This window comes from Massilia sp. TWR1-2-2, from assembly GCF_049897565.1.
GTDB lineage: Bacteria > Pseudomonadota > Gammaproteobacteria > Burkholderiales > Burkholderiaceae_D > JAFCUW01.
Window position 1 is genome coordinate 1 of record NZ_JAFCWM010000010.1, and the last position, 20,675, is coordinate 20,675.

At 54.2% G+C, this 20,675-nt stretch carries 22 protein-coding genes and 2 pseudogenes; 15 read left to right on the plus strand and 9 right to left on the minus strand.

What is annotated here, in order from left to right:
* Positions 1–449: transposase (locus ACP7DD_RS11195; RefSeq protein WP_426174889.1), on the plus strand; the 449-nt coding region annotated here is incomplete at its 5' end.
* Positions 450–572: 123 nt separating this feature from the next.
* On the opposite strand, the gene ACP7DD_RS11200 is transcribed toward ACP7DD_RS11195, so the two are convergent.
* On the minus strand, positions 573–1,124 hold the full coding sequence (locus ACP7DD_RS11200) for a hypothetical protein (RefSeq protein WP_426174890.1): 552 nt from the start codon (positions 1,122–1,124) through the stop codon (positions 573–575).
* A gap of 464 nt (positions 1,125–1,588) precedes the next feature.
* On the opposite strand from ACP7DD_RS11200, the gene ACP7DD_RS11205 reads away from it, so the two are divergent.
* Positions 1,589–2,074: a hypothetical protein gene (locus ACP7DD_RS11205; protein ID WP_426174891.1), complete on the plus strand. Its 486-nt coding sequence runs from the start codon at positions 1,589–1,591 to the stop codon at positions 2,072–2,074.
* Between the two features lie 193 nt (positions 2,075–2,267).
* Here the strand turns inward: ACP7DD_RS11205 and ACP7DD_RS11210 are convergent, their stop codons facing one another.
* Both ACP7DD_RS11210 and ACP7DD_RS11215 read right to left on the minus strand, forming a co-directional pair.
* A complete protein-coding gene (locus ACP7DD_RS11210; protein ID WP_426174892.1) occupies positions 2,268–2,447 on the minus strand; it encodes a hypothetical protein in 180 nt (59 codons plus the stop codon).
* A gap of 112 nt (positions 2,448–2,559) precedes the next feature.
* Positions 2,560–3,129, minus strand: a pseudogene (locus ACP7DD_RS11215) (recombinase family protein).
* Positions 3,130–3,589: 460 nt separating this feature from the next.
* On the opposite strand from ACP7DD_RS11215, the gene ACP7DD_RS11220 reads away from it, so the two are divergent.
* Complete coding sequence (locus tag ACP7DD_RS11220) at positions 3,590–4,648, plus strand: DUF262 domain-containing protein (RefSeq protein WP_426174893.1); 1,059 nt, start codon at positions 3,590–3,592, stop codon at positions 4,646–4,648.
* A gap of 3 nt (positions 4,649–4,651) precedes the next feature.
* Complete coding sequence (locus ACP7DD_RS11225; protein WP_426174894.1) at positions 4,652–5,266, plus strand: hypothetical protein; 615 nt, start codon at positions 4,652–4,654, stop codon at positions 5,264–5,266.
* 663 nt (positions 5,267–5,929) lie between these two features.
* Here the strand turns inward: ACP7DD_RS11225 and ACP7DD_RS11230 are convergent.
* Complete coding sequence (locus ACP7DD_RS11230; protein ID WP_426174895.1) at positions 5,930–6,085, minus strand: hypothetical protein; 156 nt, start codon at positions 6,083–6,085, stop codon at positions 5,930–5,932.
* Positions 6,086–6,117: 32 nt separating this feature from the next.
* Between ACP7DD_RS11230 and ACP7DD_RS11235 the strand changes: the two genes are divergently transcribed.
* From ACP7DD_RS11235 to ACP7DD_RS11260, 6 genes are all read left to right on the plus strand, one after another.
* Positions 6,118–6,618, plus strand: a complete 501-nt coding sequence (locus ACP7DD_RS11235) for a hypothetical protein (RefSeq protein ID WP_426174896.1) — start codon at positions 6,118–6,120, stop codon at positions 6,616–6,618.
* Between the two features lie 98 nt (positions 6,619–6,716).
* Positions 6,717–7,061, plus strand: a complete 345-nt coding sequence (locus tag ACP7DD_RS11240) for a hypothetical protein (protein WP_426174897.1) — start codon at positions 6,717–6,719, stop codon at positions 7,059–7,061.
* Positions 7,058–7,534 carry a helix-turn-helix domain-containing protein gene (locus tag ACP7DD_RS11245; protein WP_426174898.1) on the plus strand — a complete coding sequence of 159 codons (477 nt, stop codon included), beginning with the start codon at positions 7,058–7,060 and terminating at the stop codon, positions 7,532–7,534. The genes ACP7DD_RS11240 and ACP7DD_RS11245 overlap by 4 nt, the downstream gene beginning before the upstream one ends.
* Positions 7,535–8,013: 479 nt before the next feature.
* The gene (locus tag ACP7DD_RS11250; RefSeq protein WP_426174899.1) at positions 8,014–8,250 is read left to right on the plus strand and encodes a hypothetical protein; all 237 of its coding nucleotides are present in this window, start codon (positions 8,014–8,016) and stop codon (positions 8,248–8,250) included.
* Between the two features lie 164 nt (positions 8,251–8,414).
* The gene (locus tag ACP7DD_RS11255) at positions 8,415–9,110 is read left to right on the plus strand and encodes a hypothetical protein (RefSeq protein WP_426174900.1); all 696 of its coding nucleotides are present in this window, start codon (positions 8,415–8,417) and stop codon (positions 9,108–9,110) included.
* Between the two features lie 122 nt (positions 9,111–9,232).
* Entirely contained in the window at positions 9,233–9,427 is a 195-nt protein-coding gene (locus ACP7DD_RS11260; protein ID WP_426175023.1) for a BPSL0761 family protein, read from the plus strand.
* A gap of 895 nt (positions 9,428–10,322) precedes the next feature.
* Here ACP7DD_RS11260 and ACP7DD_RS11265 read toward each other — a convergent pair.
* From ACP7DD_RS11265 to ACP7DD_RS11275, 3 genes are all read right to left on the minus strand, one after another.
* The gene (locus ACP7DD_RS11265; RefSeq protein ID WP_426174901.1) at positions 10,323–10,862 is read right to left on the minus strand and encodes a hypothetical protein; all 540 of its coding nucleotides are present in this window, start codon (positions 10,860–10,862) and stop codon (positions 10,323–10,325) included.
* A gap of 224 nt (positions 10,863–11,086) precedes the next feature.
* Entirely contained in the window at positions 11,087–11,386 is a 300-nt protein-coding gene (locus ACP7DD_RS11270) for a helix-turn-helix domain-containing protein (protein WP_426174902.1), read from the minus strand.
* Between the two features lie 1,059 nt (positions 11,387–12,445).
* On the minus strand, positions 12,446–13,165 hold the full coding sequence (locus ACP7DD_RS11275; RefSeq protein ID WP_426174903.1) for a hypothetical protein: 720 nt from the start codon (positions 13,163–13,165) through the stop codon (positions 12,446–12,448).
* A 334-nt stretch (positions 13,166–13,499) separates the two neighbouring features.
* On the opposite strand from ACP7DD_RS11275, the pseudogene ACP7DD_RS11280 reads away from it, so the two are divergent.
* A pseudogene (locus tag ACP7DD_RS11280) lies at positions 13,500–13,689 on the plus strand (ISL3-like element ISRso21 family transposase); the annotation flags it as partial.
* 2,390 nt (positions 13,690–16,079) lie between these two features.
* Here the strand turns inward: ACP7DD_RS11280 and ACP7DD_RS11285 are convergent.
* Complete coding sequence (locus ACP7DD_RS11285) at positions 16,080–17,189, minus strand: plasmid replication initiator TrfA (RefSeq protein WP_426174904.1); 1,110 nt, start codon at positions 17,187–17,189, stop codon at positions 16,080–16,082.
* A gap of 240 nt (positions 17,190–17,429) precedes the next feature.
* Between ACP7DD_RS11285 and ACP7DD_RS11290 the strand changes: the two genes are divergently transcribed.
* Positions 17,430–17,558, plus strand: coding sequence for a hypothetical protein (locus tag ACP7DD_RS11290; RefSeq protein ID WP_426174905.1), 129 nt, complete (start codon positions 17,430–17,432; stop codon positions 17,556–17,558).
* A gap of 285 nt (positions 17,559–17,843) precedes the next feature.
* Here ACP7DD_RS11290 and ACP7DD_RS11295 read toward each other — a convergent pair whose 3' ends face one another.
* A complete protein-coding gene (locus ACP7DD_RS11295; RefSeq protein ID WP_426175028.1) occupies positions 17,844–18,302 on the minus strand; it encodes a hypothetical protein in 459 nt (152 codons plus the stop codon).
* Between ACP7DD_RS11295 and ACP7DD_RS11300 the strand changes: the two genes are divergently transcribed.
* From ACP7DD_RS11300 to ACP7DD_RS11310, 3 genes are all read left to right on the plus strand, one after another.
* On the plus strand, positions 18,210–18,419 hold the full coding sequence (locus tag ACP7DD_RS11300) for a hypothetical protein (RefSeq protein ID WP_426174906.1): 210 nt from the start codon (positions 18,210–18,212) through the stop codon (positions 18,417–18,419). The two genes, ACP7DD_RS11295 and ACP7DD_RS11300, sit on opposite strands and share 93 nt — an antisense overlap.
* A 1,017-nt stretch (positions 18,420–19,436) precedes the next feature.
* Positions 19,437–20,030 carry a DUF1819 family protein gene (locus ACP7DD_RS11305; RefSeq protein WP_426174907.1) on the plus strand — a complete coding sequence of 198 codons (594 nt, stop codon included), beginning with the start codon at positions 19,437–19,439 and terminating at the stop codon, positions 20,028–20,030.
* On the plus strand, positions 20,027–20,614 hold the full coding sequence (locus tag ACP7DD_RS11310; RefSeq protein ID WP_426174908.1) for a DUF1788 domain-containing protein: 588 nt from the start codon (positions 20,027–20,029) through the stop codon (positions 20,612–20,614). The genes ACP7DD_RS11305 and ACP7DD_RS11310 overlap by 4 nt, the downstream gene beginning before the upstream one ends.
* Positions 20,615–20,675: the final 61 nt, after the last annotated feature.

A 20,675-nucleotide genomic window follows, 5' to 3' on the forward strand; every position in this document is an offset into this window, starting at 1 on the left:
CGCGCAGCGCCAAAAGCAAGAAAAACCGATCGGCCCAGGTTGAGCCGTGGCTGCTTGCTGTCTCGCCGACGCTCGCAGATCTGAGCGCAAAAAGCATCGTTGCACTCTACGCCGGCCGGATGCAGATCGAGCAAACTTTTCGCGACGTAAAAAATGGCCAGTTCGGTCTCGGTCTGGCGACAAGTCAGACACGCAAACTTCAGCGCTTGGCAATCCTTCTCTTACTCGGCGCGTTGATCACGTACGCGCTATGGTTGATCGGCCTAGCTGCAGCCGCCAATGGATATGCAATCCAATACGGCAGCAAGAAAAAAGCGCCATCCACCCTCTCGACAATCTCGCTGGCACAAAGTTGGATTAGCGAACATCCGCAATCATTTCAGCCGAGACAACAACTCAATGAGGCGTTGCATGCGCTGGCATCCATGGTCATGAGGGTCGGAATATGAGGGGAAGGGTCAGGGTCTGACCCGTTGCTTCATTGGGGGTCGGACCCCGCAGTTGGTAGCGCCACCGAATCCGGGGTCTGACCCAAAGTTCGGGTCAGACCCCTGCTGCGACCGATGGCGCCGCTACTGTCGCGCGCTCGTTGCCAGCGCCACGACCGTCGCGCCCGCGGCCACGACCAGCGCGTCCTCGATCAGTCCGCTACGGGTCTGACCGATACGCGCCATGGCCTGCTTGCGCCCGGCAAGTGTCAGGTAAGCAAGCGGAACGGCAGTTGCGACCGCGACGGCCGCGCCAGCTTTCTCGCGACCCGCCGGCGCCAATGCCGCGCCGGCGATCCCCGCGCTCATCACGCGCGCCAACAGCCCCAGGAACACGGTGCGATCAGGCGCCGTCTTCATTTTGTCGCCGAGCAGTTCAGCGACGCCCATTGCCAGCGCACCGTATTTGAACAGCGGGCGGTCAAGGAGCAAGACTTCGCCTGTGGTGGGACGGTCCGCAAGTCGCGCCGCGGCGATGGTGGCCATTGGGGTCATCGATCGCGCGCTGGCGACGGCGCCGATCAGGGCGGAAAAGAGCAGGCTGCGATTTGTCATTGTCAGTAATTCCCATGCGGTGAACGGTTCCGAAAGCCGCAAGCCGATGCAGTTTGCTTTGGCTTGTAGTGCGCTGTTCAATTGTAACTACCCGCTGAAGGTCGTGTCGCCGCTGACGAGTGCGCTGCGACGATCATCCGCTGCGGCGCAGAGCAGCTGCGTCGAGACGAATTGGAGCATGGCCGGCCTGACGTGATGGCCGGCGGGAATTGAAGTGTTGTCTTAAACGTGCAGCTGGTCGGGGTGAGAGGATTCGACCCTGCGGCCTCTGCGTCCCGAACGTAAATTCCCTACGTTATACCGTACCCCGGTTTAGGGTAAATCCATTATAAATCAATGAGTTATAAATAATCAAGTTTTTTGACTTACTGCTTTTAGAGTGGCAAAAAAGCGAAAATGCCACTTATTTGCCACCAGTTTTTGAATTATCCAATGCTGCCGCAAAATTGCCACGAGGAACAAGTAATTGCCACTGAGGCATAAGTATATGTTTAATTTCTTTGCGGAAATAGTACAATATTTCTTTTCTATTGCGACTTGTTGAAATGGCTACTAAATTTAAACCCAACCCAAATGCGCCGTTCCTTAAAATGATGATGAGCCTCTACTTCACCGACAAGGTAGAGCCGTATTCCGGCAGAAAGGAAGCGGAGAGCCTGCCTCCCATGGAGGCGCTAGTGCTGGGGATGATGTGTCTCGAGGGGACGTACAACAGCAGTGCGTTCAGCAACCGGCTGTTTTCGTTTCGGACCTTTGACTCGCGTGAGTGCGAAGTTATGACCGAGGCTGGCATTCTTGGCCTGCTCGGCCGGGGGTACCTGAAGCCTGCGTCCAAGAAAGCGCAGCAAGCCTTGGAAAACCGAAACGACCGCGTTTGGGGGCTGGGTGACGTACCGTTCGTCGTAACCGCGAAGGGCGCTAAGCGAATTGGTTTTCTGGTTGCGAACGTCACAGATGAGGACGTGAAGGAAGTGGTTAAGAAGCTGCAATTAGATTCTAAGGAACAAGCGAAGGGTTGGATTTCCGAGTGAAATTTCCCGGCTAGTGCGAGAGCGCTCAACAGCAAGCGTCGAACGCGGCCGACGGCTTGGCTGCGGCTTCTTACAGGGTGCACAGCGTTAAGCGGGACAAGGCCGGCTCACCTTCCGAAGGCACGCTGCAGGCGCCGGTTGTATTATTGAAAAAACGACCGCTGAGCGGCCGTTTTTCTGCGGAAGTGCGAACTTACCCGGTCACCCTTTGCTTGAGCACGATGGGCCGGCCTTCAACCAACTTTCGCGCTGGGCGATTGTCATTTGAAGCGGCAGCAATTTTCGCAAAAATTGCCACAATGCTTTCTGTCTTCTCATCAGCTATTCGCTGGTCAAAAGTGTGATGCCTTCTTGCTAACGGGAATTTTTCCATTTGTATGCTTTCGCCGGTAGAGGCAACAATTTTGGAAATGTTAGCACGAACGTCTCCTGAAAGCCTGTCGTCGGCAGGCGGCTAACAGAATGTTTTCAACCGCCGTTTGTCTTTACTTCGCTGGACGTCGGCCCGCAGCTTGTATGTTGTACAGAGTAGAACGTGAAACACTGAACTGCTTCGCAATTTCAGTAATCGACATTTCTCTGTCCTTCATCATTGCCAGGACGGCTCGTTGCTGCACCGGGCTCAGAACGCATCGTCGGCCGCCTACTCGGCCACGAGCCCGAGCGGCCGCCAAGCCGGCCAGGGTTCGTTCTCTCAGCAGCTCTCGCTCGAACTGCGCTAATGCCGCAAACATGTGAAAAACCAGTTTCCCCGCTGGCCCGCTGGTGTCGATGGCTTCCTTCAATGATTTGAACTTAACTTCACGGGCGTCGAGGTCGTTGATGATGTTGACCAGGTCTTGCAAGTTCCGCCCCAGGCGGTCAAGCCGCTAAACGACCAATGTGTCGCCCGCGCGAAGAGCCCTCAGGCAATGACTAAGTTCGGGCCTGTCGATAGACTTCCCGCTTGCTGTGTCTTGGTAGATGCTAATTGTTCCAGCGTCGTGTAGTGCGTCGTGCTGAAGGTCGAGCGTCTGCTCATTTGTGCTAACCCGTGCGTATCCAAAAACTGCCATTGCGTACCCCTTTTTTAGACGCTGATTGATGGAGCGGATGATGAACATCCAAAGGGGTATAGCGCGATGTGGAAGTGATGAATTTACAAACGTCCACAAAACCATCGTTTTCGGACCGCCCGGGTACTGATGATTCCACTTGCGAGCTTGGCATTAGGCAGCACGCGAGAATGTGATAGGCGTAGTGCTGCGTCGGGTGAGCTTCTTGAAGGGAGCTACGCGACGCGGTCGAATCGACGTGCTGTTCGGCGGGTGGTTGAGCTACCAAAGTCTACTTATTTGTATTATAAGAAAAATTTTCTGAGTGAACACCACTAGCGGGCAATTCAAGAGCTCGCATTGAGTTAAGATGACGAACAACAACCCAGGCAAATTCGGCCTTTTTAGAGAAGTTTCTTTCAAGTCGAGATAGGTACGAAGAAAGCCCGCCTGCTTAGCTCATCTTCACAGGATATTTACGATGAAAAATTTTGACACTCGTGCATACAACATTTCTGATTTTCTCGAATGGCATCAGACAGGCCTACTCGAGTTATCTCCAAAATTTCAGCGTCGCTCTGTATGGACTGAAAAAGCCAAATCTTATCTGGTCGACACGGTCTTGCGTGGCAAGCCTATTCCTAAAATTTTAATTACTCAAACTCTCAATGTTGGGAGAAATATAAGGACCGTTGTGGATGGTCAGCAACGCATCAGAGCAATACTTGGTTTTATAAATGGTGATTTTAAAGTTTCCCGTGCTCATAATAAAGAATTCGCGTCACTATCATTCTCAGAGTTGCCGGAAGATATACAATCCGATTTTTTGAAATATGAAATCGGTGTGGACATGTTATTTGACTTAACGTTCGAGGACATTCTCGATATTTTTGCGAGATTAAATACTTATTCTGTAAAACTAAATCCGCAGGAGTTGTTGAACGCTCAATATCTTGGGTATTTCAAGCAAGCTTCGTATTCCTTAGGTTTTAAGTATGTCAATTACTTGATAGAATCGGGAGTACTTTCTGAAAAAGAAGTGACTAGAATGGCTGAGGCTGAACTTTCATCTGACCTGCTTGGCGCATTAATTGAAGGAATTCAATCGAAGAAATCTATTTCAAATTTGTACAAAAAGTATGACGATGATGAGCAAGTATGTGGCGATGCGGAGAGTGCATTTGATGTTGTGATGACGGTAATGGGAACAATTTATTCAGCTAACGACTTAATGCAAACCAATTATCATCGAGTTCACTTTTTCTACACTCTCTTTACTTCCATTGCGCATTGTCTTTATGGGCTTTCTGGTCTGGAAGCTACTCCAAGGGCGCCGATTAATCAGTCGAATATTGGTCAAATCAGAAATGCACTCGATGAAATTAGCGCTCGTTATGATGAGGTTACCGCTAAGGATGCTATTCCTCCAAATGACGAATATAGAAGTTTCATTGATGCGTCGCGTCGAGCTACGACCGACCTGTCAACTAGAAAATCCCGTACCGATTTTATTTGTACAAAACTTTTTGAGGCGGTTTAGAAAATGACCGTGGCGAATGAGTTCACTGATTTTATGACGGCAGTAGGAGTTGCGACCACGCTTAGACAAAAAGCAAATAACGCTGCTACGGGGATGCTTGAATCTGAACGACATCTGCTCTATGAGGCTATATTTTTGCGGCTATTTCGTGCCTATGAAAACTTATTGGAAAATGTTTTTTTATCTTACCTCCTAGGTGAACCAACAACGACAGGCGTTGCGGTCGCTGCGCACGTGACCCCAACTGACCGGGAACATGCTCGGGCGATTGTTACTTCATCACAGCCGTTCTTGGATTGGACAAGTCCCCAAATAGTAGTCAAGCGGGCAGAAACATATATCGTCACTGGCGAACCAATTCGAACGGCAATCACGACGTCGCAGTCACATTTGCAACAAGCGAAGAAAATAAGAAACCATATTGCCCATAATTCGACAGAGAGTTTGAAAGAATTTAATATCGTTGTTGTCCACTTTCTTCTGACTACACCAATGAATTCTGTTGTGGCTGGTGAATTTCTAGCGATGAAGCCAACTTCGGGGCCATCTAGAAATAAAGAAATTCTAGGTTTCTTTCTAGAAAAATTGGAATTAACGGCTCGCTCACTTGTGAATTAAATCTTTGCATCTAAGGATTTTTTAAGTCCCATAAAGTCAGACGGCGGGTGAGGGCGGTCACGTCACCGCAGCAAAGCGTTGCACCTATTGGCGGACCAGAACCATCCTGCTGAATCAGCGGCATGCTCCATCTTCAGCAACAGGTCGCGATTCACGACGCAGGCGATTCCCGAGTCCATCATGTCGCTTACGTAGTTCGTCTTGCCGGTAAGTTGCTAAGGCCTCTGCCGCGATACGTCCACCCATAATCGAGGATAGCCAATTTACGCTGTCGAGCGGCATCTCTGATTAGCTATGAGGAATTCACAAAAATCGGGCATTGCTCAGCTGGGTTGGAGGACTCTCTAACCCTCAACGGGCTATTGCCTTGCTGAGCCTATTCTGGCGGCGAAACCGCCAAAAAATCTACCCTGATAAGAGCAATTATCAGTAAAGAGGCGCAATACAAGTTGCCGGCGAAGGAATGCATAGCCATCTCGACGTTGTACGGGCGCCGGCCGACAATTATCCAGCCTTCTCCCGAGACGTTACTTACCAAATTTGTGTTGGTGTGGTTTTGACTGGCGGAGCTATCTGGATTTCGAACGTCGGTGCGTCGCAAAGAGCAGCGGGGCCGTGCCGATGCAGGATGTCTGTGACTAATTCTCGCACCTTTGATGTGCTCTAACCCAAAGCCAAAACTTCTAATGGTAGATTGTTACGGCGAGAAGCAGCCAAGCGCAAGCTATGAAAGTCGGCTAAAAACAACGTTTCGCATACCATGCAAAAGGCAACCTGCCAACCGCCGTTGATTTTCACCGCTTTCCCTGCAAAAGTCATGCTATGTTCGGCCGGTTGGATGAAAATCCAGTATGGAATCAGTAGAAAATACTTGTCTATATAGCGCAACGCTTGAGGCAGAGAGATTAGCTAGAACTGGAGTGGCGATGCAAGTGAAATCAGGAAATGCAGCGCAAGAAAAGAACGTGTATGTACTCACCGGGTTCGATAGAGAAATGTTGTCTGTGAAGGGCTTGCAAGTGTTAAAAGCTGTTTTTGCACATGCGTACTCAAATATAAATGTCACAACCCATATAGTCGCCCTTAATGAATTTTGCGCTATGGTGCTTATTCATAGATTGTCTGGCCACGAGGCATTTCGGCTTCTGGTGGAGGTCCAGCAAGTAATATTTTATAGAGAAAAAACTTATATTGACTTACCAGCGGACTCTGATTTGAATGAATACACGAGTTGTGCAATGCTTGACCGTATCGAGGCTGACAACTTCCATGTTGCGTTCGGAGTCAATAAGTGTCTACTTAGTAAATCGGTTTTTTCAAGCGTAAGTGCGTTATCTCCGTTGCACGGGTAATAGGGCTCGCGTTCGATGCGGGTGCGTGCTCGGCTATCTGCGGACTGATAATTTTCAATAACGAAGATACAAGCAAATTTCTGAAGACCGGAAATAAAGTGAGCGAACTACATCCAGATTTTCCCGTCGAACCAATTCTGGGCGCGATTGCAGGCGCGCAGCCGAAGCTGTTGTTGACCCAGGGCGAGAACGGTGCTTACGACATCCCCAGGCGGTCGTCCGAAGAAATCATGCACCGTTTTGAATCAGCGGACGACCTCGCAGACCAGCTAGTGACGTACTTCATGCGTAAGAAGAGGGAATACCCCGACTGGACTGACGAAAAGCACTATGAGCGGATTCGCCTTGCGTTGATAAAGAAAGCCGATGAGGCAAAGTGGCCTTACACTGACTCTGAGCAAGCCTGGATTATGTGCCGCTTGCGCGAGCGCAGCGCATCATGAAAACTTCACCTCTGACAGACCAAAACCCGATTGCCTACGGGCTGAAGGAGCTTGGAGAACTCATCCGAACTCGCCGGTATGTGCTCGGACTAAGCCTGGTTGATGCGTCCGCCAGCGTAAGGGTTTCAACATCAACAATGTCTCGCTTGGAAAATGGCAAAGCGGTCAGGACTGATTCGCTGGTTAAAGTATTAAACGGCCTCGGCCTAGTCGTGGGGGCACGGCCAAAGAGGGGCATCCGTTTCGCGTTGGACGCCTCCGGGCAAAACGCAGAGTGGCAAGAGGTAAATGGAGGCCCGACGTCCGCCCAAAAACTCCCCCCGCTACTCGACAGCGAATTACCGATTTTCTTCGCGTCTCATCTGCGAATTACGCTACCTCGGACACCGGAAGATGTACGGCGAGCAATAGCCGAAGGACGATTTGCAGAGATGTCCCCAGGCCTAGCCGGCGATGACGACGATGAGAGCTGAACATATTGCGGAGTAGTATTTCTGAGCGCGCATTTGGTCGACGCGGCGCTACCGGAATCCACGCAGGTGCAGTCCATAGGTGACTCCAAAAGGGAGCCGGTATCCGGTTGGTGAGTCGCGGCGATGACGTGAGCTCAAACCCGACAGGAAGTGTCCTAGTAGGACACTTTTTGTCGGTCTCGAGAGTAGCATCGATTGGTGGCGCGAAGCCGGCGTAGCAAAAACTGTCCTACTAGGACAGTTTTTAGGAAGGAAGCCGGCTATACATGTTACTAACGTATGGAGCGCGCTGCGGAGTTATTGCAGCTAAAAGTGGGGCGGTGGGGTGGCCGGGCCAGTCGAGGAGGGCCTGGCATTCATCACTACGCCAGCAGAGCGCACGGAGCTGTTCCGTGAAATGCTTGCGGAGCTTGACTAGAGGCCCACCGTGCTGGTCCGCTGCTTGCGCGAGTTGGGACTCCCTCGCGCCTGCCGCAATCATGCGCAGCATCCAGCCGATGGCTGCTGGTGACACGTGGGTGTCGGCGGAAGCCCTGGTAATCGTCCGCATGCTAGTGAATCAACAGCGTCTGCGGGACCGCGAGCAAGCGCAAATTGAGTGGAAAAGGCAGCCAAACGGCACATGGCCGGCCATGGTGGCCGGGTTCATGGTCACCCTGCACCCGCAGTCGAAACAGCGCTGGAGCATCAACCTCACGTTTATAGAAACGGGCTAAAGCCCAGCTTGGCAGCCATGGCCGACTGGCCTCGATGCTGCAAAAAGAAAGGCACTGGCGTGCGTCACCGACGGGCTGTTGGAGGTATGTGACCTGGAAGTTGTCAAGCTCTGAGGGGAAGTGTTTATATAATGCGGCCTCCATAACTTTATGGGCTGGGGCAAATGATGACATCAACACAACGGGCTTGGGAGGGCTTGTCAAATAGCATGCGCCTCTATGTTGAGAGCAAGCTGCGATTCAACGGTGTTTTCGCTGTCGACCGAGAAGAGGCGGTGAAGAATCAAGACATGGCAATGGAAGCGAAACTCGAGAAGTTCCATGTCCTGTATGACGTCACGAAGAATCTCCCTGACTTCGACTATTTTGGCCATGGGGATACCTCCCTCATCATCGCGCTGCGAAATGCCATCCATCACCACGAAGGCCACCAGCTTTTTCAGAGCTGGAACGCCCGGATTCACCTGAACGATGCATTCGAACGCCTGTCGGGCGCCGAGTTTCTGCTCGGGAGCACGACGCCGGAGGCGGATGCGCTCACGGTTCGCTTCTACTACCTGCTCGATGATTTTTACGCTCGCCTGCCGGCCTTAAAGAATGTCGAAAAACACCGCACCTTGTGGAACAGCGAACTGGAGTTTGCGGCCATCGCAAGGGCTGGCGTGGATGGGCGTTATCCGACGACGCAGGTGTATGTAGACGTGATGCCGGCGTTCATGTCGGCGGTGCGCAGGGTGCGGAGCTGGCTGGCCTCAACTGGCTACACTCCGTCAGGCTTCGACAGCGAGGTGTACTTCGAGTGCTTTGGCGAGCCTGCACCGGAGCAAAGGTTGGGCTTTAAAAGGATTCGGATGCCTTGACGAGCGCTCACCTTGACCCAGCATTGGTGCAGCTGAGTGGAAGCAGGAATTAATCCGAGCCGAGCATGTGACGACTAGGTCAGACCTTTTCGATTCTTTCTTTATGGAGATTACAAATGACTATGCCGTATGAGCGAACTTCAGCAGTTCTACAGACGAGGAAATTTCTTAACGAACTCGCTTACTCCCAAAGCACCAACATTCCGCATGAAATAGCGTCAGAAGCCCATCGGCTGCTTCGGCACTACCCCAACGATGCTGACATGAAGCTCACGTCAATCGCCATCGCGGAGATTTGGCAGATGCCGACGCCGTGAACCAAATCGCCTCGGGTAACTGTGCTGCGTGATGCTGTGAGGTGACAAGGCCTCTGCAGCCCGTTTATACCGCGAGCTGTGGAGCGTGTCCGGATGTCTCTCTCCGCAGCTCGCAGTGTTGATTGCTTAGTTGCAGAGCGCTTCGGCGATGAGGATTCGGAGGCTGGATAACTTGGAATTGGTAGCAGAGAACGTCCTCACACAGCGAAGGAGCATTGTGCAGTTTCCGACACTTTCGACCGACCGAAGCGCTCTAGACCAAGGGCTAAAGGCCATAGGTCAACTCATCCGGGGCCAGCGAATCCGGCGCCGGCTCCGCTCGGTTGACGTGGCAGCGGTCGTAGGAGTGTCAAGATTTGTGCTCGCACGCGTTGAGGCGGGCAAGCCAATCCGTACTGATTCGCTGCTCAAAATATTGCACGGCCTCGGCTTGGCCATGGGAGGCCGAGGCTGGCTGGAGCACGAACAACAAGCGGAGAACTCAGCTCCGGGGTCGGACCAACAACCTGTGCGTGATGTTCCCGAACGCGAATTAGCGATTTTCTGCGCGTCTCAACTTCGAATTACGCCGCGGCGAACACCGGAGGATATTAGGCGTGCGATGTCAGAAGGACGATTTGCAGAGATGACTCCAAACCTGGCTGGATATGACGAGGATGAGAAATGAGCGACGATAAAGACCTACATCAAGACCTGCTCTGGGTCTGCTACTGTGACTTTGATGGTGTTACCCATGACGACGCGGTGTGCTATTCGCCGCGCAGTGGCATGCAGCTGCGTGCTCCAGGCAGAACCCTCTTTGAGTGGACAAGTGCCCCTCATTCCACTGCGAAGCGAGGGCGATAAAGTCGGCTCAGAACGCCACTAGCGCGGGTCGTAGCGGCGCAGCGAGGCCTTAGGCGAAAGCAAGTGATGCTTCGGCCGCCATCGCTTCTGCGATGTGGTATTCCGCGTACTCCTGAACAAGCGGCCATTCTTCCTTCAGATAGCGCAAGGCCGGCTCGACGTCTTCGCAGCTCAGTTCAAAGTCGTCGATGTTTGTGATGCCCATCGTCATCAAGTCCGTCGCTGATGCGTACCCGAGCAAAATCGTGGCAGATATGCTGTCGGCAACAAGTTCAGCATCGTCGATTCCGTCACGCAAAATTTCTTCTGCTACCAAGCCAGCCATGCCGATTAATGCCCTCCAGTTGTCGGGTAGGTCGACTGCGGGAAACCCGGCCCTCTTTGCTGCGTCGTGCATCTGTTGCGGACAAACGCGAGTGCGAAACTGTCCGCGCCAAGCTTGCTCGTCCGGATTGCCACTTTCATTTTTCCAGATGAGGATGTCGCCGTCTCCGCCAAAGCGACGGCAGATAATTCTGTGTCCGGCTTCATGGTATGCCGCATTGCGCAGTTCGAGCATTGCGATTTGTTCTTTTGTCAGTTCAGACATGTCTTTGTTCCATAGTCTAGGGACAGAAGTATAGTGTGACGCGAACAGCATGATTTGGACGCTGCGTGGCCGGGTAACTGCCGCGACGGGTCGCAATAATGACGGCGAGGAGATAGGACCTAGTGTGAGACTGGTGTTTCTTTCCGACCTTACTCGCCAGGACCTGCCTAGTGCCCGGTTTGTGCCGGCATCCCTCAAAGCTTTGGAAGGCCGTCCTATCCGGATTATGTTTTCGACCTGCTCAGCTCAAGGTCTTGCAGTTTTCGGCCCAGCACGTCATCGCGGCCGATTGCGTCGACGTCTCCATCAAGCCCCAAGACACCCAGCGCACGCAGGTACGTCCCCATGGCGATTGTGGGGTCGCCATTTTCCAGGCGCCGCAAAGTTTCGCGAGACACGCCCATGCGTTCGGCAAAGAGTTCAGTGCCTATCAACCGGCGGCGGCGTGCCAACCGCAGACGCTCGCCTAGGTCGGCCAGCTGTTTGAGCGCGGTTGGAAACATAGCGAGAGTTTTTTTGGTCATGCCACATATATTAGTCAAAATTATAGAAATTGACCATTTTATATGGCATTGTCGGCGTTAATGAATTGCTATTCAAACATTTCCAGACCGCTCTGTTACTCGTAAAAAGCTGTTTGGGAGAGGCGGTATCAAGAGTTCTCATCACTTTTGAGAAGTCCCAAAAGTGATGACACTTCTTGATACCAGAACATAGCTCCTGTGGGGGGCAGTAGAATTGTGCCGCGCGAGTTGCTTGATTCGGGCGCGACGTGACCGGTGCTCTGCCTGCACGTCCTTGATAGTGCGTGTCCACTGCAATTGAGTTCTCTTGCTGGTCGAGCCCGCTTGACGGATTTCTCAGCCCACACATCTGGCGGGTTGACCGCTGCGAATCCGTGCCTTTTCGCGAGGGCCGCGTATTACTTGAGGACATGTGACTTGGGGCGGCAACCGGGCTGGAAAAAAATGTCCTAGTGGGACAGTTTCTCTTGGGCCAGAAAATCGCCAGGACCTGTGGCGGCAAACGGCAGGAGAAAGTGTCCTGTTAGGACACTTTCTATTGAGGCAGAGCGTAGCCAGGACTTGTGGTGGCAGCCGGGCGGGGAGAAGTGTCCTACCAGGACTTCTTTCGCCATAGGATGCAGCCCAGAACGGTGGACGCGCCGTGGCTGGAAAAGATTGTCTGAGTCGCCCATGTCGCCCGCATCCGAAAGAGGCTACGCGGTAGCGTGGTGACTCATCATCCAATCGGCAGATTTACGAGCGACTAACCGATACTGAAAAAAACTGTCCTAGTAGGACAGTTTTCATCGGGCCAGGGTAGCAGCCTGGGGTAATGGCAACCGGCAATGAAAAAAGTGTCCTAGTAGGACAGTCTCTCAGGTCCGGAGCGCACCCACGGGCGACGCGCGACTGGCGCTGGAAAAAGTATTGATTTGACGACAGGAGAGCGTCACGGCCGGAAACAGATAAGTCTCGAATTTCCGTCACTTCCAGGCGGGAGCAGAACGACCGGAAGCAAAAAAGCATGCATGAACTTCGGCTGCATGCTGCTCAGAACCGCCGAGTCGGCGGTGAGTTTTACCCTCTTTGATAGGACGTGTAGTAGCAGCGTTCAAGTCCGCCAGACAGCTTGAGACAATAGTCGATGTCGGCCAGTTGAATGTCGCGGACACCTTCGCGCAGCTCTTCAAGGCCTGCTGCGTCCAAGATGCCGTACTTGACCGGGGCGCCGTGGTTGAAGATGATAACCATTGCCTCTCCGTCATCAAGCTTGACGACTTGGGGCCTCGCGTTGTGGTCGTACAAAGATGGCGAGCACAGTGCTTCATCGCTGTCGGCAGCGATGGCTCGGGCTTCATGCAGGCTCCAAGGCTCGGCCGGGTTGAACTTCAAGCTCGACGGCTTGCAGCTTGCGACGTCGACTTCTAGGCCGTAGATGTCGTTAATCAAGTCCAAGGCAATCCAATCATTACCTTCGAGGAAAGAAGCAAAGCCCTCGAGGTCTGTGTGCGTCATGCCGCCGTTGTGCCCGATTTCTGCACTGTGAAGCAGAATTCCATCGCAGCGTGCCGTTGCAACACTGAACTCGTCGCCTACCCTGGCGAGCTCCTCGTCAGTGCAATTTGCTAGGGCAGCCAAGGCGGCCGCTTGAGGTGTGCGGTACACAGAGAAAAATGCACCCGGATACTCTTGGTTCGCGGTCTCGCCGACGTACTGTTCGTTGATGTAATTAGCGCCTTCATCGCTGCGGGCGAAAGCAAGGCTAGTGTCAAAATCGATGTAATTGAATGTGCTCATGTAGAAGTCTTTAGTTAAGGGGAACGGTGCCAAGATGCATTTTTGGAATGTATTTTTATGTTTAGTCGTTGGTTGATGATGAGCCAATCTAAACGTAAAAATGGTCTTTCGGGAGGCCGCAATATGACCAGTATAATTGCTCTAAGGAAATTTTCAAGTCCTTGATTTGATTAATTTTTTTGTTATTTTCTGCAATCGTAAAAATGCCCACTATTTCCAAGTTGTTTTTCAGATTATTATATTTTTAGTGGCACCGTAAATTGTTTCAAATTCGAAATAATATTGGCGTAATTTTTAGACTACTGGAGGGCGGCATCGGGCGCCGCACCATTTTTACAGCTCCGAGGTCGTGCGTGCCCGGCTCCTGTTTAAGAATCGGGGGCGCAGCCAGCCCAAGGCGGTTGTCGAGGACCTGATAAGCCGCCCCCACGCCGACTCACGAGTCCCTGATGGAGATGCTTGGGGACCGGTGCGGGTCGTGCCGGGGCGTGTTCGACGGCTGGATGCTTGAGGGCCACCGGGTGCCGCAGTGCCGGCGCAGGCCCGCCGGGACATGCTCCGCTTTGTGAAGGATGCGCGCGACGCGCAGCTGTTCAAAGTTAGGATTGCGTAGCTTGTCCGTGGAGGACTCTCAGCCGTGAGCTGGGTGCTAATTGTTGGTATGCAGAACGCCTAGCCGGCGCTCGTGCGCGTGATTATTACGCGCTGAATAATTTCAGATTGGTCAGGTGGCGATTGTCCGTGGAGGACGCTAAGTAAGCGCGCGTAAATTCTTGTGATTTCTGGCTGCCATAAGGGGCGCTTTGCTGCGTTGCTCACCGCTAGCAGCCGCGGCGGCGGACCGGCTCGTACTGCGTCGCGGCGCGCGCCTTGCGTCGCATCCCCTTCTGTTCCATATAAATCACAAGAATTTCTGCACGCTTACTTAGAAGGACAGTTTTTGGTCACCCGCCCGGCGCCAGGTCGAAGTCGCTGGAGTTGCGAAACTGTCCTACTAGGACAGTTTGTGGCGGCCGGCGCGGGGCCCAAGTCGTTGGGGTTGTGAAAGTGTCCTACTAGGACAGTTTGTGGTGGCTGGCGCGGAGGCCGGTCGATTATGGCCGGCACGGCGCTCGGACGAGCTCGTTGGGGTTGCGAAAGTCACCTACTAAGACAGTGTGTGGTCACCGGCGCGGCGCCAGGTCTCCTGCCGCGCCAGCGTTGGGGTTGGGACAGTGTCCTACTAGGACAGTTTGTGGTCGCCGGCGCGGCGCCAGGTCGTTGGGGTTGTGAAACTGTCCTACTAGGACAGTTTTTGGCGGCCGGCGCGGGGGGCGGTCGATTGTGGCCGGCACGGCGCCCGGACAAGCTCGTTGGGGTTGCGAAAGTGTCCTACTAGGACAGTGTGTTGTCACCGGCGCGGCGCCAGGTCGTTGGGGTTGGAAAAGTGTCCTACTAGGACGGTTTGTGGCGGGTGGCACGGGGGCCGGTCGATTGAGGCCGGCAAGGCACCAGGTCGAGCTCGGTGGGAGTGCGAAAGTGTCCTAGTAGGACAGTTTGTGGTCGCCGGCACGGGGCCAAGTCGTTGGGGTTGTGAAAGTGTCCTACTAGGATAGTTTGTGGGGGCTGGCGCGGGGGGCGGTCTATTGTGGCCGGCAAGGCACCAGGTCGAGCTCGGTGGGATTGCGGAAGTGTCCTAGTAGGACAGTTTGTGGTCGCCGGCGCGGCTCTAGGTCGTTGGGGTTGTGAAACTGTCCTACTAGGACAGTTTGTGGCGGATAGCGCAGGGGACGGTCGATTGTGGCAGGCAGGGCGCCCGGACGAGCTCGTTGGGGTTGCGAAAGTCTCCTACTAGGACAGTGTGTGGTCACCGGCGCGGCGCCAGGTCGTTGGAGTTGCGAAACTGTCCTACTAGGACAGTTTGTGGCGGCTGGCGCGGGGGCCGGTCGATTGTGGCCGGCACGGCGCCCGGACGAGCTCGTTGGGGTTGCGAAAGTCTCCTACTAGGACATTGTGTTGTCACCGGCGCGGCGCCAGGTCGTTGGGGTTGGAAAAGTGTCCTACTAGGACGGTTTGTGGCGGCTGGCGCCGGGGCTGGTCGATTGTGGCCGGCAAGGCATCAGACCGAGCTCGGTGGGATTGCGAAAGTGTCCTAGTAGGACAGTTTGTGGCGGCTAGCGCGGGGACCGGTCCATTGTGACCGGCAAGGCACCAAGTCGAGCTCGGGGGATTGCGAAAGTGTCCTAAGTAAGCGCGCATAAATTCTTGTGATTTCTAGCTGCCATAAGGGGCGCGCTGCTGCGTTGCCCACCGCTAGCAGCCGCGGCGGCGGACCGGCTCGCTCTGCGTTGCGGCGCGCGCCTTGCATTGCATCCCCTTCTTCTGCTCGCCATAAATTCACAATAATTTCAGCACGCTTACTTAGCCGTGACCTGGGCGCTAATTGTTGGCATGCAGAGCGCTTCGCCGCTGCTCATGCTCGTGACTATTCCGCGCGGAATAACGCGCGGCCTTGGGTAGCGTTGGGTGGATGAGTCCACTCAGACATACGTCGCTGTGACCCATGAGCGGGCATTATTCCACGCGGAATAATTTTGTATTGGTCAGGTGGCGGTGGTCTGCGGAGTGCGCTCAGCCTGGAACCAATCGCCGATTGATGGCATGCAGGACGCTTAGCCGCTACTTGCGCGCGTGATTATTCCGCGCGGAATACCCGACGAAACTCAGTACCGTAGGAAGGAGGCAGCCAAGGCCGAGGTGCGTTAATCTTCGATGATTGTGCTCGCACGGGGCGCCCCGTTCAATGTCATTGTTCGAATACTCAACGAGCCCAGGCAGCGGCGGCCGACTGCCTGACGCCAAAGCTAACGTTCCATTTCGGGGCGGGCTCTTTGGCATTTGCAGGCAGAAGGCCGAAGGTTAAATCATGGGTCATTTATTTGATGAGGCCGGTCTTGCTCCAGGTTGTGCGCACAACCATTAATTTGAGACCATCGTCGGTGAAATGGTATGCGCTGACTCGGCTGCAGGCCGGCGTCTGTTCAACTTTAAGCTTTTCCAGGGCGCCGATGAGGCTCTTCTTGAAGTTGCGCAGGTGCGATACGTAACCTGACCTTTCATATAACCACTCAACGTCAAGCCACATTGCCGCAGAGTGCCCAGCGTAATAACTTGCTATCCAGCCCATCAATCCATCGTAGCCTACGACTTCTTTATCGACTGCAGTCCAAGCCCCAGGCCCAAAGAGCTCGGCAATGGATTCGGTCACCCGAAACAGCAGCCGGTCGCTCCCTTTGAATGCCCCACTAATTAAGCCATCTTCAAAGCTTGCCGTCAGCAGTTTGGGGACTTCCACGTTCCACCCATTGTATCTAAATCGTATTTGAGCGAAGCTTAACCGCAACAGGCTGGTGAGAATGGCCTTGTGAGGATTCAAGCCGTAAGTAAGGCCCATCCGCTTGGCAAATTCGTAGAATGATGTCGTTACGTATTGATTGGAGTCTTCTGGAGCGAGAGGCGTCTCACGATAATAGTTGAGGCAAGCCGCGTACACATATCGGTCGAACTGGCATAGCTCATAACCGCTAAAGGTCAGTGTCACGCTCTTGAACGCTGCGATTTCTCTGCCTGCGACCAATATGCTTTGGTCTCCGGCCAAAACCTTGGCACCATTGGTCTGAACGCTTCTTCCCGTCGAAAATAGTGCGGACCTTAAAAAACTATTCGGTAGCGCCATAGCCAAGGCATTCCAGCTGGGGAGAAATGTATCTTTACCGCGGCGAATCGCCTGACGCCGGCGCGCCTTTCGAACTTCCTCTAAGGTAGCGTCTGGCGGTATCACGGCGACCGAAGGCTCGGGAGTCGCATCTTTTGCTTTTCTTGAACTGCTATCAGCCATTTTGTTCATCAGTGCGGCCGCCCTGAACACCGGGTCCTGGTATCCCAAAGCCGTTGTCAGCGCCGCTTGCGAAAGTTGGGCCGCATGCTTTCGCTGTTCTTCGGCGTTCTTAAGATGCACAGCTGGGGGAATTTGCTTTTTTTCCATGACGGTAGAAGTTGATTGGGACCGGTGTGTATAGGCTAGGTCGCCACCCATAGTTTCGCTTTGGCGTCGCTGGTCGCACATGAGTCTAAGAAACTCCTCTTAAGCCCCGACCGATATTTTTTTCGAGGGGCTGGCGTTTCCACTTCAAACTGGAAACCCCTTTCTGGGCTAGCTGGACGCCTCTCAACCTGAAGTTCTGCGACTGCATTTCGAGCACGGCCGGCGCCGGCCTGACCGACCTTGCACAATGAACTGCGTCGCAAGGGCGTGACGCTGGAACTGCTGTGGCAGGACTACAAGGCTGAGCAACCGGACGGCTACCAATACAGTGCGTTCTGCGAGCGCTACCTTCGCTGGTCCCAGCAATGACAACGTTGATGCGTCAAACCCGGACGCAGGGGAAGCCCCTGTTCATCGACGACGCCGGCCAGGTCGTAGACGTGACTGACGGAAGCACAGGCGAAATCAGCACCGCCCAAGTATCGTTGCAGTGCTGGGCGCGTCAAATTACACCTACATCGAGGCTACTTGGCCCCAGCAACTGCCGGATAGGAAGCCACGTGCGCGCGCCCAGCATATCCAGGACTGCACCGGGCTGTAGAGCCGACAACCTGCGCAGCGGCGTGTCTTAAGTCTCGCGCTGCTAACTCGACGTCAACTCCATCTACCACAACCTGGCCGAGCACTTGGGCATGGCAGTGCTGCGGGCGCGTTCCAGCGGCCAAGGACAAGGCCAAGGTCGAGAACGGCGTGCTGGTAGTCAAGCGCTGCGTGCTGTCGCGGCGACACCACCAGTGCTTCTTCAGTCGCAACGAACTGAACCGGTGCGTTGAGCATACTGCTGACCGACCTGAACCAGCGCCCGTCAAGAAACTGCCCTGCAGCCGCGTCAGCGCATTCGCCGAGATGGACCAGCCAGCCCTGCGTTCGGTGCCCGAGCGCGGGTATGAATACGCGGAATGAAAAGTGGCGCCGGTCGGCGTCGACTGACACGTCGAGGTCGATGGCCATTTTTACTCGGTGCCGTGCCTGCACGCCCGGACGCAGGCGGACGCGCGCACGACACGCAACACGTTCAAGCTGTTTCAGCGCCGCCAGCGCATCGCCAGCCACGCCCAGTGCGCCTCCAAGTGCTTCTTAAGACGGCGGCCAGTTCGCGTGGGATACGCAGGGCTTCTTTACTTGACCTCCACATCGCTTCCGCTTGACGTCAGTATCGGTTTAACTTGACGTCCGCATCGATTTTACTTGACCTGAACATCGCTACGCCTGCCCCTGAGAGCGAGAACACCCGCTAATCACAAAGCCTACTCGGAGGTGGATGGCGTCCATAGTATTTTATAGACTCTATAGTATGTGTAGCTGGGGTGGTGGCCTTGGATGCTGGCGTAGCGTCAACCAATCGTTGAGCTTGCTTACCCTCACGCAGCGCGGGTCTCACATCGCAATCCGTCTTGACCTTTAAGCGTGCGAAGATGCTGTCTCGGTATTGCGAAGCTGAAGGTAGCAGACCTGGCAGCCCGGGCAGAACGTTTCACCTCAAAGTTGGAAGTGAGCCTCGATAGAATGTAGCTCCCTTCCCGGTTTGAGAATCTGTGACGAAATATCCGCCGAGGTTTGAGTTTTGGGCAGCCAGGGAAGGCAGTGTTGAAGCTTGCACCAATTTACTCAACCATTCAGCGTCAGCCTTTCTCCATGGCTGACCTTCTGAAGAAAGAAGAGGTGCGGGAGCGGTCCGCTGTAGCAGCGGCGGCGGGCTTCGTCACACAGAGACCATGACTGCGCTCGTACACCGCTTTAGCCTGGTTGCCTCGCGATACGCTCAAGCGTTTCCTTTATGGCCTTCTGGTGCTTGCGGTTGGCTTGGTAGGCCAACAACGCGTGTAGCTCGGCTATCTCATCTTGCGGGCGCCGCCACGTCCAGGAAGCTCTTCCGCGCGCGCTCTGTCGGACAAGTTCGAACTCGAGCCAAATCATTGCGCCTTTCAAAATGTGGTAGGCGCTGCGGCACTTGGTCACCTCGCTGTGGGGGGGGCGACTCAAACATAGTGCTGCCCAAAGCTATAAATCTTGTCAAATGATGAGTATTGGTGAGTTTTTTCCTTCGGGCAATATGCTATCGTTATAGCGATGTCCATGCGCTGACCATGTTGCGTTCGCTCAAGGCCTTCAGTTAGACTGGCACGCTTGGAAAATGATTTAGGGAACTATGAAGCGAGTCAGTAGCATTATTATTTTTGCGTTCGCATGACGCGGTATAGCGCAGACATCACTGCTGGTTCGCTGTTGCCCCTTGAAAGCAGACGCATTGCCAAATTGCTGCTGTCTGACCCGGACGAAGCAGCGTGGCAGCACGCCATTGAGACGGAAAACATCCTGCAGAAGAAAACGCCCGCCAGCGCCCGCCGGCAAGCAAGGCTTCTTCGGCGACGTCTGGTTACGCTGGACGCAGAGGCGTGGAAAATGATGGCCGAAAGGGAGAGCGAAGTCGCCGTCCAGTTGCTACTGGCCGCGGCAGTCAAGCACAGCCAGTTGCTGGGCGACTTCATGCTCCTCGTCTATGCAGACCGCCAGCGCCGTCTCGAACCGACCCTGGCTCCATCGGACTGGCAGGATTTTTTAGCTGAATGCGCACACCATGATGCCGCCGTAGCCGGTTGGTCAGACACAACTAAAGCCAAACTGTTCCAGGTCATTGTCCGTATCTTGGCGGAAGCGAAGTACCTCAAGAGCGCGCGTTCGATGATGTTGACACCGCAATCCCTGCACCCCGATGTGCGACGGTACCTGAGCGCGCACGATGAAACCTATGTCCTTGACTGTCTGGAACGTGCGAGATGAATCTGAGCTTTGACGAACGCCTCAACCAAATCCTGCCCCGCGTTACCTCGCGGGATTTCCTGGACAGCAAAGGCTTGGGCAATGAAATCGGGTTCTGGATTTTCGACTATCCGCCCGAGCGCGAGCTGGACATGCGCAGCTTTCTCTATGGCACCGTATTGCCTGCGTTGACAAAAAAGGTGCCAGCCCTGCGGGCCGATACCGTCGATTTGCTTCAACTGGTGACAGGGTTGCTGGAGGAACGCAATCTGCTCGACAAGACCATGGACATGCAGCTCAGGAACGGCGATGACAGCACGTTGACCGCGCTGCGCTCGGTACTTAAAGAAGACAAGATTGCGCAGAAAATCGCCTCCCAGCACGACATCCCAAATCTCGACCTTTTGATTTTGACCGGCGTCGGCTCTGTGTACCCGATGCTCCGCACGCACACATTGCTGTCCGCTCTGCACCCCATCATGGGCAACACGCCTCTGCTGATGTTTTTCCCCGGCCGCTACGACGGGCACTCGCTACGGCTGTTCAATTCGCTGGCCGAAGACCACTACTATCGCGCCTTCCGCCTAGTGCCAGAAACTACGTAGCAACCCGCTCAAGCATTTCAGGCAGCCCCGGCAGCACACTCCAGTCAATCAGGAAACCAGA

Bases quoted from the DNA above. Each gene is read 5' to 3' on its own strand.
- ACP7DD_RS11305 (WP_426174907.1), top strand. From the start codon at position 19,437: ATGACGCGGTATAGCGCAGACATCACTGCTGGTTCGCTGTTGCCCCTT.
- ACP7DD_RS11285 (WP_426174904.1), bottom strand. From the start codon at position 17,189: ATGGAAAAAAAGCAAATTCCCCCAGCTGTGCATCTTAAGAACGCCGAA.
- ACP7DD_RS11270 (WP_426174902.1), bottom strand. From the start codon at position 11,386: ATGACCAAAAAAACTCTCGCTATGTTTCCAACCGCGCTCAAACAGCTG.
- ACP7DD_RS11260 (WP_426175023.1), top strand. From the start codon at position 9,233: ATGCCGTATGAGCGAACTTCAGCAGTTCTACAGACGAGGAAATTTCTT.
- ACP7DD_RS11220 (WP_426174893.1), top strand. From the start codon at position 3,590: ATGAAAAATTTTGACACTCGTGCATACAACATTTCTGATTTTCTCGAA.
- ACP7DD_RS11310 (WP_426174908.1), top strand. From the start codon at position 20,027: ATGAATCTGAGCTTTGACGAACGCCTCAACCAAATCCTGCCCCGCGTT.
- ACP7DD_RS11230 (WP_426174895.1), bottom strand. From the start codon at position 6,085: ATGACTTTTGCAGGGAAAGCGGTGAAAATCAACGGCGGTTGGCAGGTT.
- ACP7DD_RS11210 (WP_426174892.1), bottom strand. From the start codon at position 2,447: ATGGAAAAATTCCCGTTAGCAAGAAGGCATCACACTTTTGACCAGCGA.
- ACP7DD_RS11225 (WP_426174894.1), top strand. From the start codon at position 4,652: ATGACCGTGGCGAATGAGTTCACTGATTTTATGACGGCAGTAGGAGTT.
- ACP7DD_RS11245 (WP_426174898.1), top strand. From the start codon at position 7,058: ATGAAAACTTCACCTCTGACAGACCAAAACCCGATTGCCTACGGGCTG.
- ACP7DD_RS11250 (WP_426174899.1), top strand. From the start codon at position 8,014: ATGCGCAGCATCCAGCCGATGGCTGCTGGTGACACGTGGGTGTCGGCG.
- ACP7DD_RS11275 (WP_426174903.1), bottom strand. From the start codon at position 13,165: ATGAGCACATTCAATTACATCGATTTTGACACTAGCCTTGCTTTCGCC.
- ACP7DD_RS11205 (WP_426174891.1), top strand. From the start codon at position 1,589: ATGGCTACTAAATTTAAACCCAACCCAAATGCGCCGTTCCTTAAAATG.
- ACP7DD_RS11265 (WP_426174901.1), bottom strand. From the start codon at position 10,862: ATGTCTGAACTGACAAAAGAACAAATCGCAATGCTCGAACTGCGCAAT.
- ACP7DD_RS11255 (WP_426174900.1), top strand. From the start codon at position 8,415: ATGATGACATCAACACAACGGGCTTGGGAGGGCTTGTCAAATAGCATG.
- ACP7DD_RS11235 (WP_426174896.1), top strand. From the start codon at position 6,118: ATGGAATCAGTAGAAAATACTTGTCTATATAGCGCAACGCTTGAGGCA.